The 11,992-nt window shown below is 32.1% G+C and carries 9 protein-coding genes; 1 reads left to right on the top strand and 8 read right to left on the bottom strand.

Features of this window, described 5'->3' with window-relative positions; all coding sequences use genetic code 11:
• Together M2326_RS07380 and M2326_RS07375 are read right to left on the bottom strand one after the other, a co-directional pair.
• On the bottom strand, positions 1-2,470 hold a 2,470-nt coding region (locus M2326_RS07380; RefSeq protein ID WP_264618918.1), incomplete at its 3' end, for an Ig-like domain-containing protein.
• A gap of 63 nt (positions 2,471-2,533) precedes the next feature.
• Positions 2,534-2,785, bottom strand: a complete 252-nt coding sequence (locus M2326_RS07375; RefSeq protein ID WP_264618917.1) for a hypothetical protein — start codon at positions 2,783-2,785, stop codon at positions 2,534-2,536.
• 1,059 nt (positions 2,786-3,844) lie between these two features.
• On the opposite strand from M2326_RS07375, the gene M2326_RS07370 reads away from it, so the two are divergent.
• Positions 3,845-4,921, top strand: a complete 1,077-nt coding sequence (locus M2326_RS07370) for a glycosyltransferase (protein ID WP_264618916.1) — start codon at positions 3,845-3,847, stop codon at positions 4,919-4,921.
• 582 nt (positions 4,922-5,503) lie between these two features.
• Here M2326_RS07370 and phoU read toward each other — a convergent pair.
• The 6 genes from phoU to M2326_RS07340 form a co-directional block, all read right to left on the bottom strand.
• On the bottom strand, positions 5,504-6,172 hold the full coding sequence (gene phoU / locus M2326_RS07365; protein ID WP_264618915.1) for a phosphate signaling complex protein PhoU: 669 nt from the start codon (positions 6,170-6,172) through the stop codon (positions 5,504-5,506).
• A gap of 43 nt (positions 6,173-6,215) precedes the next feature.
• Positions 6,216-6,968 (bottom strand): phosphate ABC transporter ATP-binding protein PstB, encoded by a 753-nt coding sequence (pstB, locus tag M2326_RS07360; RefSeq protein ID WP_264618914.1) that lies wholly within the window; start codon positions 6,966-6,968, stop codon positions 6,216-6,218.
• Positions 6,969-7,152: 184 nt separating this feature from the next.
• On the bottom strand, positions 7,153-8,031 hold the full coding sequence (gene pstA, locus M2326_RS07355) for a phosphate ABC transporter permease PstA (protein ID WP_264618913.1): 879 nt from the start codon (positions 8,029-8,031) through the stop codon (positions 7,153-7,155).
• A 1-nt stretch (position 8,032) separates the two neighbouring features.
• Complete coding sequence (gene pstC / locus M2326_RS07350; RefSeq protein ID WP_264618912.1) at positions 8,033-9,241, bottom strand: phosphate ABC transporter permease subunit PstC; 1,209 nt, start codon at positions 9,239-9,241, stop codon at positions 8,033-8,035.
• Positions 9,242-9,568: 327 nt separating this feature from the next.
• Positions 9,569-10,426 carry a phosphate ABC transporter substrate-binding protein gene (locus tag M2326_RS07345; protein ID WP_264618911.1) on the bottom strand — a complete coding sequence of 286 codons (858 nt, stop codon included), beginning with the start codon at positions 10,424-10,426 and terminating at the stop codon, positions 9,569-9,571.
• Positions 10,427-10,513: 87 nt separating this feature from the next.
• Positions 10,514-11,839 (bottom strand): hypothetical protein, encoded by a 1,326-nt coding sequence (locus M2326_RS07340; protein WP_264618910.1) that lies wholly within the window; start codon positions 11,837-11,839, stop codon positions 10,514-10,516.
• Between the last annotated feature and the right edge of the window lie 153 nt (positions 11,840-11,992).

Raw genomic sequence — 11,992 nt, 5'->3', positions numbered from 1 at the left:
TAGTCGTTAATGCTGGTGTCGTATAATTTGCTGTTGTTGCCACTTCATTTGTTAAAGCAGCATCTGTGTACCATTTGAAGCTCGCGCCTGCAATTCTACTTGATGCACTTAACGCTGCCGTAGCTCCTGTACATATCGTAGCTCCACTTGCTGATATATCTGAATCAGTAGCTTTTGGATTTACTGTTACTATTATTTTTTTACCTGTATTAGTTGCATTCTCACATGTAGCCGTTCCGGTTACTGTTACATAATAAGTAGTGGTAGCGGTTAAAACTGGTGTAGTATAACTTGCTGATGTTGCTCCTGCTATGGGACTTTTTAATTCAGAATCTGTATACCATTTATACTTTGCGCCTGCAATTGCACTTGAGGCAGTAAGTGTTGTCTTATCCCCTGTACAAATAGTAACATCACTTGCTGATATATCTGAATCAATAGCTTTTCGATTTACTGTTACTGTTACTGCTTTAGCTGCACCTGAAGTATTTTCACAAATTGAAGTTCCTGATACCGTTACATAATAAGTAGTGGTAGCGGTTAAAACTGGTGTAGTATAACTTGCTGATGTTGCTCCTGCTATGGGACTTTTTAATTCAGAATCTGTATACCATTTATACTTTGCGCCTGCAATTGCACTTGAGGCAGTAAGTGTTGTCTTATCCCCTGTACAAATAGTAACATCACTTGCTGATATATCTGAATCAATAGCTTTTCGATTTACTGTTACTGTTACTGCTTTAGCTGCACCTGAAGTATTTTCACAAATTGAAGTTCCTGTTACCGTTACATAATAAGTAGTGGTAGCGGTTAAAACTGGTGTAGTATAACTTGCTGATGTTGCTCCTGCTATGGGACTTTTTAATTCAGAGTCTGTATACCATTTATACTTTGCGCCTGCAATTGCACTTGAGGCAGTAAGTGTTGTCTTATCCCCTGTACAAATAGTAACATCACTTGCTGATATATCTGAATCAATAGCTTTTCGATTTACTGTTACTTTTACTGCTTTAGCAGTACCTGAAGTATTTTCACAAGTTGAAGTTCCTGTTACCGTTACATAATAAGTAGTGGTAGCGGTTAAAACTGGTGTAGTATAACTTGCTGATGTTGCTCCTGCTATAGGACTTTTTAATTCAGAATCTGTATACCATTTATACTTTGCGCCTGCAATTGTACTTGAGGCAGTAAGTGTTGTCTTATCCCCTGTACAAATAGTAACATCACTTGCTGATATATCTGAATCAATAGCTTTTGGATTTACTGTTACATTACTTGTAGTCGCACTACAACCCGAACTTATTTTGGTATAGGTGAAGGTTACATTTCCTGCGGCAACTCCTGTTACAACACCTGCATTTGTTACTGTAGCTTTGCTAATATTACTACTGACCCAAGTTCCACCTGTCGTTGGTGATAATGTCATGGTAGACCCTACACAAACCACTGATCCTGCACTTACAATTGGATTATAGGTAATGGTTATATATGCTGCATTTGATACTTCTCCTGTAAGATCCTTGATAGTATACTGAATTGGAGTAGGATCACTTTTAAAAGTTGATAATGGTTTAAAAGTAACAATTCCAGAAGAATTTACAGACCATGTTCCTTGATTCGGAACGATTAATTCAGAATTAACAAAATCAGTAGCTAAATCTAAATCAACCTCTGCTTTATTTATATTTTTATTTGGATCTATATCATTAGTAGTTACATCTATACTCACAGATGTCCCGTTTGAATTACATAGTTTATTGTCTGCATTAGCAACTGGAGGAAAACGCTTAGTAAAACTTACTTCACCAAAACTAATAGAACTTTGTCTATTAAATGAAACATCACTGTTACCAAGTCTAAATGTTACAGAACCAACACTCCCAAAATACACTGCAGCAATATACTGAGTATTTGCAATATCAATAGGATTTACAGAGTTACTAGGTCCTTGAAACCTAGTAAAACCACCAACTTCTGAAACAGTAATAGAAGTTCCAGTCTCAAGATAATAAGGTTCATTGTTTGGTCTAGCGATCTCAAAAAATTCATACCCATCAGTATCTAGTGCTTCGATAATAAAATCATCCAAATCATAAGACTCTTGTGAAGGCGTATTATAAGTACCTGATTTATAAAAATCAAATCTATACTCTACATATCCATTAGCTGCTGAAGTATTTATAACTGGCTGAAACCTATCAGTAAGCCCACCATTAGTAGGATTATCAACATCGACAATTACAGCATTACTTATAGCAGTAATTGTAACGATAGCATCTATATTAACACCATTAACAGTCTTAACATTAACATACATATACTTAGTACCTACAGCTTTATCTAAACCTGATACTCTTGTTGGAGTAGTAAATTTAGGAAGTTGAGAAAATGCTTTTATTGATATAAAAAAACAAAGAAACAAAAAAACAAAATTTAATAATTTAGATTTATTTAGGGTATTTTTTTTCATATTAGAATGATGATATTAGAAATAAATAAATTGATTTAAAATCAGTTAATTAAATAATTTATTTTAAACATTGAAGACTATTGTACTTGTTAGTAGTATTTGATCTTCTAGAAAACAAGAATTACCTTTAGACGACCCATAAAAACAATATAATACCTTATTCATACCTGGATCATGAGAACAAACTGTAATATGAGTCGCATTTGGAGATACCTTTGGAATCCCCTCTGCATAAATAGTACTTGCAAACAACACTACAATAGCGGTAAGTAAATAATATTTGAATTTTTCAAAAACAATTGTAAAGTTCTGCATCGATTTATTGTTTAAATAAGGTAATTATTTTGACCATCTAAAAAAAACTTTTTAGAGGTAAAATATCAATTGATAATTATTAACAAATATAAGCTTTTAAAAAAAATAAAAAAACTACAAATAATACTTATCAACATTTTCTGTTTATAAAAATGCTTTAAAGACAAGACTTTTGAAGTATATTAAAAAATAAATAACAAGGCAAAAAATCATCTCATGTTCACAAAATACGTAAGATACTTAGAGATAAAAAGGACAAAAAACTATTAACAGTAACTGCGAATTACCTGAAAAAGACTGCAAAAATATCACTTCATTTACAGCATTTAAAAGGCTAATTTGAGTGCAACCAATCTTTAACAAGCAAAACAAAAGAAACAAATAACTTATAAAAAACACTTATAGAATACTACAAATGCGTATTTCCATGAGAAATCAAACTAATATAAAATTAAAAAATATGACAAACCCCTACAAAATATCATTTCACACTGTACGTATCAGTATGAAATAAATTCATGATATCAATAGCACCCTCCTATTATATAAAAAAATAGACTCGTAAAATCACTACCTATTCGAAATTAAATTTTATAATAACAAAAAATAAGTACTATATTCTTTACTTTAATATTTTCGATGAATGACCTATATACACGTTGAAGACGGATATTAAACCCCCAATAAATAACGGAAAATTGGGAATACACAAAAGTTTTTTCTTAATAATTAACGCGGAAAAAGTTAGCAAAATGCTAAATCAATAAAAGATAATGATTATGAAATCAAAAAAAAAGAATCCTTACTTTTAATATTATGAATCATTATTGGTAAAGAAAACCAATCTAAGAGTTACTATGAAAAGTAGTATTTCAAAAAACAAAACACATAAATAGGTATATAAAAATAAATAGTCCAATGCTATTAAAATTAAATTAAAGCAAAAAAGACATACTAAATCTAAAACAAAAAAGACGATATAAATTTAATATTAATTTAATAGTTCAACAAACAATCACAAAACATACAAGTAGTACCTTTCAGAAAAGTAATATAGATATGGAAACCGAATACGAAAACAAAACAATATTAATCACTGTTTTGAACTGGGGTTTAGGTCATGCTACCCGTTGCATCCCTATAATCAAAAAGCTACACAACCATAATTTTACAACAATCATTGCATCAGATGGACAGGCATTACTACTATTAAAAAAAGAATTTCCTTATATATTATGTCTTCAATTACCCACTACAGCGGTAGAATACCCAAAAAAAGGAAAATATTTCAAGCTAAAGCTCGTACAAAATCTCCCAAAAATAGCCTTCTCCATCTATGAAGAAAACAAAATAATTTCAAAATGGGTAAAGAAATACGAACTAGCAGGAATTCTATCCGACAATAGAATGGGGTGCTATTCAACAAAAATCCCCTCTGTTTACCTCACTCACCAAGTCAGCGTATTAACAGGAAACACAACCTGGATAAGTACTAGATTACATCAATACTTTATAAAAAAATTTAGTGCCTGTTGGGTGCCTGATGTAGCTATCGAACCCAACTTATCTGGTATACTAAGCCATAGTGCACCTACGGATGATCTAAAATTGGTGTACATTGGCCCTGTGAGCAGATTACACCCTATTAAAACAGAAAAAAAATATGATTTGATGATATTGCTCTCTGGACCCGAACCGCAACGAGGATTACTAGAACAACATCTTATCAAGGAACTCAACACTTACATAGGAAAAGTAGTTTTCGTCAAAGGAACGATTGAAAAAACACAAACAGAAGAACATCTAGGCAATATTACTTATTACAACTTCATGAAAACACGCCAACTAGAACAGTTTATGCAAGAAAGCGAAATCGTGCTTTGTAGGTCTGGTTATACTACTATTATGGACTTAGTTAAACTAAATAAAAAGGCCTTTTTCATTCCAACTCCAGGTCAATATGAACAAATCTATTTGGCAGAAAAATTCGAAAAAGAAGGACTTGTCCCCTATTCAAATCAAGAAAATTTTAAGATCGATGATCTTAAGCGAGTCAAAGATTATAGCGGTCTATCCAACAGAAATGATGAGACAAATTGGACGGATATTTTAAAGATTTTCGATAAAAAACAGTAGTTTGTATATGCAATAAAAGGACATTAGCGAAATTACTTTACACATTGACCATCAGTGAACGGACACAAAAATCTAAAAAATCAGTATCAAATAGTTTGCGTTTTGACAAATAGAGTTCAAAAAAAGGAGTAGCATATCCTAATAATAAAACAATATATTAGAAATTTGTCACATTTACCACAAAAAGAGTAAGATTTATTACCAGAAATAAAATTTACTCTTTTTTCAAAAATACTAGAAAAACAACCTACCAAATTGACCAAAAACGAAAATAAACAACTTTAACAAACAAATACGAACTCAAATACACAATAATACCTATTTCTAAAAAAAATAGCTTAAAAACGTTTTAAAGAAGCTAATTTCGATAACTATTTAGTATCAAAAATACAAATACGATAAATGATATTGATACTTGGTGTTTTTGACAAAAATATTTTTTGATAGTTTTAAAATTTTAAAAAAACTAACAATCGAAAAAATTTGAAATTATAAAAGTAAAGCAACATTTATTAAACAAAAAAAGCTGATTTCAAAATTCAATACGAATTCTAAAATCAGCTTTTTTTTTACTATGCTATATTACTTTTTATCCGAGTATTTTTCGTGCTTAATAGTCTTTGCATTAATCATGAAATAAACCGATTCTGCAACATTTGAATTATGATCTGCTATGCGCTCCAAATGTTTTAAAGCGATCACCAAATGTGTACCCGAAATAACTTTTTTGGAATTATTTTTCATTTCAGCAATTATATTTTCAATCGCTTCAGTACTTTTATTCTTAACATTTGTATTTAAAACAAAAATATCATCAATGAGACTTTCATCCAAAGCTACAAAACATTGATTCATTTTGGTGGTAATCAACTGTACATCTTTAGCAATTAATGAAATATTAAATTGAGAAACCAGTTCATGCTTTTCTTTAATGCTTTTTGATTGTTTGATAATACTCATTGCAAGATCACCAATACGTTCAATTTCATTTCCAATTTGCATAGATGATATTATAAATCTCAAATCTGAGGCTACTGGTTGTTGTAAGGCAAAAATACCTTGACAGATATCATCAATCTTAACATCTAATTTATCGATTTTATTTTCAGTTTTTCTTACTTCTTTAACCTCAGAGAAAGGTTCATATAGCAAGGCTTTGATCGCTTCATTGACTTGACCTTCTGCCAATTCACCAATTTTAACGATTACGTTTTTTAGTTTATCTATTTCTAATTCTAGATGTGATGCCATTGTATTTAATTTAAAGATTGAAAGATACTATTTTAACCAATGATTAACCAAATCTTCCCGTTATATAATCTTCCGTTTGTTTTTTGGTTGGTTTAGTAAAAATTGTTTTGGTTTTATCATACTCAATCAATTCACCCATATAGAAAAAAGCCGTATTATCACTGATACGTCCAGCTTGTTGCATATTGTGCGTTACGATCACAATAGTATATTGTTTTTTTAATTCATAAATGAGCTCTTCTACTTTTGATGTTGAAATAGGATCTAATGCAGAGGTAGGTTCATCCATCAACAATACAGAAGGCTGTATCGCCAAGGCTCGTGCAATACACAAACGTTGTTGTTGTCCCCCCGAAAGTTCAAAAGCCGATTTATGCAATTTATCTTTTACTTCATCCCAAAGTGCCACTTGCTCAATAGAAGTAATAACGCGTTCTTCGATTATCTTTTTATCCGTTATCCCATTTACACGCAAACCATAAGCAACGTTTTCAAAAATTGTTTTAGGAAAAGGGTTTGGTTTTTGAAAAACCATACCAACGTTTTTTCTTAAATCATCTACATTCGTTTGCTTGTCATATATATCATTACCATCAATAGTAATTGTACCCGACATTTGCGTATTATCAATTAAGTCATTCATGCGGTTCAACAAACGTAAATAAGTTGATTTTCCACAACCGGAAGGCCCAATTAAAGCGGTCACTGTATTTTCTTTTACAGATAATGAGATATCATGTAAAGCTTGAAATTCTCCGTAATAAAAATTTACGTTCTGTGATACTATTTTATGCATGTTATACTAATTACAAATTTTATTTAGTCCAATGATTTACAGGTGATACTTCCAAAAAAAGGGATTACACTCCAGTCACGAGAACTGTAATGAAGAGCCAATCAGTATCAATTATTATTTAATAAATTTAAGAAAAAAACGCATAAAAAGATAGAAATTAATACATTCTTAGCCTTTAGATGCATTAATTCATTTTTACTTTTTTCCCAAAATGTTTACGAAGCTTGTTTGCCAACAAATTTGAAATCAAAACAATTACAATCAGCACTAGCGCTGTTCCATAAGCCATTGCTCTAGAAGCTTCAATATTTGTACCACTAGTCGAAATTACATATAAATGATAAGGCAATGCCATCGCTTGATCAAAGATAGAAGTTGGCAATTTGGGTAAAAAATAAGCTGCAACGGTAAATAATATAGGAGCTGTTTCTCCAGAAACACGTCCGATGGACAAAATTAGTCCTGTGATAATATTAGGGAAGGCAATTGGAAAAACTACATTTCGTGTCGTCTGCCATTTACTTGCTCCCAATCCTAAACTAGCTTGCCTAAAGGTATCGTCTACTGCCTTCAAAGACTCTTCGGTAGTTCTAATCACTACTGGTAAAACAAGCAACCCGAGCGTTAAACCACCCGCTAGGATTGAATCTCCAAAACCTAATTTATTAACAAATAAAGACATCCCAAAAAGCCCAAACACAATTGAAGGAACTCCAGCAAGATTATTAGTCATTTGTTTAATGATTTTTTTTACCCAACCGTCTTTCACATATTCATTCATATAAATAGCAGCCAAAACACCAACTGGAAACGCAAAAAACATACTCACCAAAACCAAACAAAGTGTCCCAACAATAGCCGGAAAAATACCTCCAGCAGTCATACCGTCTTTCGGCATAGCTGAAATAAATTCCCAACTAATAACTCCAATTCCTTTAACAACAATAAAAGCCAAAATAACAAACAAAAGGGCAACAATACTATAACTTATTCCTGTGAACAAGCCAAAAGCAATGTTTTGATTGCGTCTTTTTTTATTAACTAATTTATTTTCTGTACTCATACTAATGTTTTTTATGCGAATTTCTACTGGTAACTAATTCAACCAACATATTAATTCCGAATGTGATAATAAATAAAATACACCCCAAAGCGAATAATGCTTCGTAATGTAATCCACCGTTTGGCGCTTCACCTAATTCTGCAGCGATAGTAGCTGGAATGGTACGAACCGGGGCAAGAAATGAATGCGGAATTACAGCTGCGTTTCCTGTCACCATTAAGACGGCCATGGTTTCTCCAATTGCTCTACCAATACCTAAGATAGCACCAGCAGTTATCCCTGAAGCCGAATAAGGAACGACCACTTTGTAAATAGTTTGCCAATGACTTGCCCCCAATGCCAAACTCGCCTCTTTCATAGCTCTAGGAGTATTGCGCATGGCATCCTCTGAAATGGTTATGATTGTTGGCAAGGCCATAATAGCCAAAACTACAGAACCAGCCAAGGCAGTCTCTCCAACAGGTAAATTAAAAGTACTCTGAATCAAAGGAACGATAACAACCAAACCAAAAAAACCATATACAACAGAAGGAATACCTGCTAAAAGCTCAATTAAAGGTTTTAACAGATTACGTGTTTTTTTCTTAGCAATTTCACTCAAAAAAATGGCAGCCGCCAAACCAATTGGTAAAGCTATTAAAATAGCTCCAAAACTCACCCAAAGCGTTCCGTAGATCAAAGGCTTCACCCCCATTTGCGCGATAGGTTGCGCAGTTGGAAACCACTCTTCACCAGATAAGAACTTTGAAATTGTTATTTTATCAATTTCCAATTCTCTTCCTGCAAATTTTTTGGCTTTATAAGTCTCTGAGAAAAAAGCAATGATGCCTGGTGTTTTAGTAATAAGCTCATTAATCCTTTGTGGAAAATATTCAAAATTCTTCCCTAGCTCCTCATCAGTATAATAATCTGATATATCAGAAGTTCGAAATAATACGATAGGCAAATCAGGCCCACCTACTTCTTTCCAGTTTTTAATTTTTTGATCGTAAACATCTTTGACTTGTTCGGGAGAAAGCTTTTTTACTGAATTTGAAGCGGCTACTGCTAACAAAAAACCGTCATCAATGGGTTTTCTACTAAATACCCCTGCACCTTCTATAAACAAAAAAAAGACAATTAAAATCACCGTAATGCTTGTAGTTACACTACTTAGCATTAAAACTGACTCTATAGCCTTTTCTTTAATTTGTTTTAAATTTGTTTTCAAATCAGTATATTTAATTTTTTTGACAAAATTACACTACACCTAGATAATAGATGTTCGTAGATTATTATCCTTGTGTTAACTTAATGTTAAGCGAAATTTTGAACAAAATTAACTCTCAGAACACCAATATTATGATATAAAGAAGCATATTAACCACTCAACAACTTTACCCATATTATTTTTATTAGACTAAAATAATAATAACAATACCGTTAACAACTACCAATTTTAACCACTCCACTCAATGGAATTTCCTCAAAATATAACGCAAAAAAAAGCTGCCTTAAAAAGGCAGCTTTCAACCGTATAATAATTAACCTATTGTATTTAATCTAAAGGAACATACCCTATTTCTGCAACATTTTTTTGTCCTGCAGGAGATAATGCATAATCAACAACTGTTTTTACTTTTGCTGCATTTGTTTTATTGAACATATAGAACAAAGGTCTAGATATTGGGTATGTTTTATCTTTTGCACTTGCTACAGATGGAGCAATATAGTTTTTACCTTGATCGTAAGAAACCGCCAATTGCTTCACTTCCTTAGTCTCATAAGCAAGACCTACATATCCAATAGCTCCTTTTGTTTGACCAACTGCCTGAACTATAGCTCCAGTAGCAGGTAAACTCAAAATACTTGTAGCATAATTTTTCTTATTCATTACTTCTTCTTTGAAAAACTCATATGTCCCAGAAGAAGACTCTCTTGAATACGGTACAATTTTTTCATCTGCTCCACCTACTTCTTTCCAGTTTTTAATTTCACCAATGTAAATTTTCTCTAGTTGCTCACGAGTCAACTGCGAAACTTTATTTGCTGGGTTTACGATTACCGCCAAGGCATCATAAGCAATAACAACTTCTTCGATTTCTGTTTTAGACTCAGAAAATTTTAATTTCTCTTCTGTTTTCAAATCTCTTGACGCCATTGCTATATCAGTAGTACCGTCAATCAAAGCAGTCAATCCTACACCAGATCCTCCTCCTACAACTGTAACACTTACATTTGCATCATTTTTCATTAATTCCTCAGCTTCTTTTTGAGCCAAAGGTAAAACAGTATCACTACCTTTTATTGTCACCGATACCTCAGCATTAGCTTCTGCCTTATCTTCAGTTTTAGCTTTACCACAACTTAACATACCAATCAATGGTAATATTAAAAATAATTTAAATTTATTCATTTTTTAATTCTTTATTTATTTTTTTACAAAATTAGCTTACCAGTATTAAGCCTGTGTTAAGACAATATTATTCAATCTTTATTAATTTTAAAATTTAGCTTGTAACCTAAGTGTGAAAGTATTATCCTTCACATCTTTATTAGCGTAATCAGTACCAACCAAAGCAATATTAGCACTTTTTTCATTTATTGGCATCAGATAAGAAGCCATAATTCTAACATTACTACTAAACTGATACAGATAAGAGAAAGCATAGTTATTGTATTTTAAATCACCCACAGAATTTACAGCATTCCCAGATAATTTTGTATTAGCATCAAACATGTCCCATCTAAAACCTAACTGATTTTTTTTATCAATATTTTTCACCAACGTAACATAAGCACCTTGAACATTTCTAACTCTATCACCTGTGAATGATGAATTTATTTCAGAAGAATAACTTTGTCCTGAATAAGTTCCTCTGATATACTCAGACTTCAATGACAATCCACCAAGAAAATCCCAATATATTTGAATCTCAGCACCAAACAAATCTTTTCTCAACTTATCCCCTATTTTAGGTGTAAATGGCTTGTTGTTTACATCTGTATATATGGTTGTAGGTGCTGCAATAACAGTATTATTTCCTAAATAAGTATGCCCTCCAAAATCAATAGCTAATTTTTGCTTAGGGAACTTCAAAGAATAACTTGCTCTACCTATTAAATCTTTAGAACCATCAACATCTTTTATTTGATTGGTTAATGCTCCTTCTCCAAAATTACCATTAACAACAGCAAGAGTTAGTTTTAAAGGAAAATTATATTTAGTCGTAAAATTAGCTTCCAATTTTGCTCCCTGCTCTCTTTCTGAAGGATACAAAGATCTTGACATCAACGATCTTTCAGCAAATTCTCTTGAAGACGATGAGTAATCGATCTCATAGGTAGTTGGCCTAAGAAATTGCCCCATTGTCAAAGTAAATATTTTTGTCCAACGATCATTTAATTGTACATAAACATCTTTAAATTGAACTTTATCTACATCAAAATTTGGACACATAACAAATTCTACCTGATCTACAGGTTTATACGAAAACTTAACACGTGCTCTTCGCAACATAAATGAATTTGTAATAGCTGGCGCACCTGGAGTTGCGGCAATTCCATGACTACTTCCGCTAGCGTTCCAATAATCATACTTTTCATATTGAGCTTGAACATAACCCGAAATATGAAGCTTTTTGACTTTGTCAACATCGCCACTCATTTTAGACAACTTATCATCAAGACTTTTTAACTTAGCATACTGCTCTTTCATTAACTCTCGCAATTGCGCAACCTCACGAGCGTTGGTAGTGTCTTTCTCTACCGTTTGTGCTATTGAAATTAAAGAAATCAATAGCGAAATACTCAATAAAAAATTTTTCATCTTAATAATTAGTTATCATTGTGTTATTACGGCGCAAAACTAGTATTAAGGACAAATGCAAGGATTAAATTAATGTTATCAAAATAAAAAGAAATAGCAGTGTTTATGTAAAGTTAAAAACCAAAATGAGTTGTTGATTACAACTACAAAACC

Origin of the sequence: Flavobacterium psychraerolatum (assembly GCF_025960985.1) — a bacterium.
Taxonomy (GTDB): Bacteria; Bacteroidota; Bacteroidia; order Flavobacteriales; family Flavobacteriaceae; genus Flavobacterium.
Note: the sequence above shows the minus strand (reverse complement) of the source record. Positions and strands in the feature narration are given on the sequence as shown.

Coding starts and splice junctions, on each gene's coding strand:
- pstA (WP_264618913.1), bottom strand. CDS start 8,031: ATGAGTACAGAAAATAAATTAGTTAATAAAAAAAGACGCAATCAAAAC.
- pstB (WP_264618914.1), bottom strand. CDS start 6,968: ATGCATAAAATAGTATCACAGAACGTAAATTTTTATTACGGAGAATTT.
- phoU (WP_264618915.1), bottom strand. CDS start 6,172: ATGGCATCACATCTAGAATTAGAAATAGATAAACTAAAAAACGTAATC.
- M2326_RS07375 (WP_264618917.1), bottom strand. CDS start 2,785: ATGCAGAACTTTACAATTGTTTTTGAAAAATTCAAATATTATTTACTT.
- M2326_RS07345 (WP_264618911.1), bottom strand. CDS start 10,426: ATGAATAAATTTAAATTATTTTTAATATTACCATTGATTGGTATGTTA.
- M2326_RS07340 (WP_264618910.1), bottom strand. CDS start 11,839: ATGAAAAATTTTTTATTGAGTATTTCGCTATTGATTTCTTTAATTTCA.
- M2326_RS07370 (WP_264618916.1), top strand. CDS start 3,845: ATGGAAACCGAATACGAAAACAAAACAATATTAATCACTGTTTTGAAC.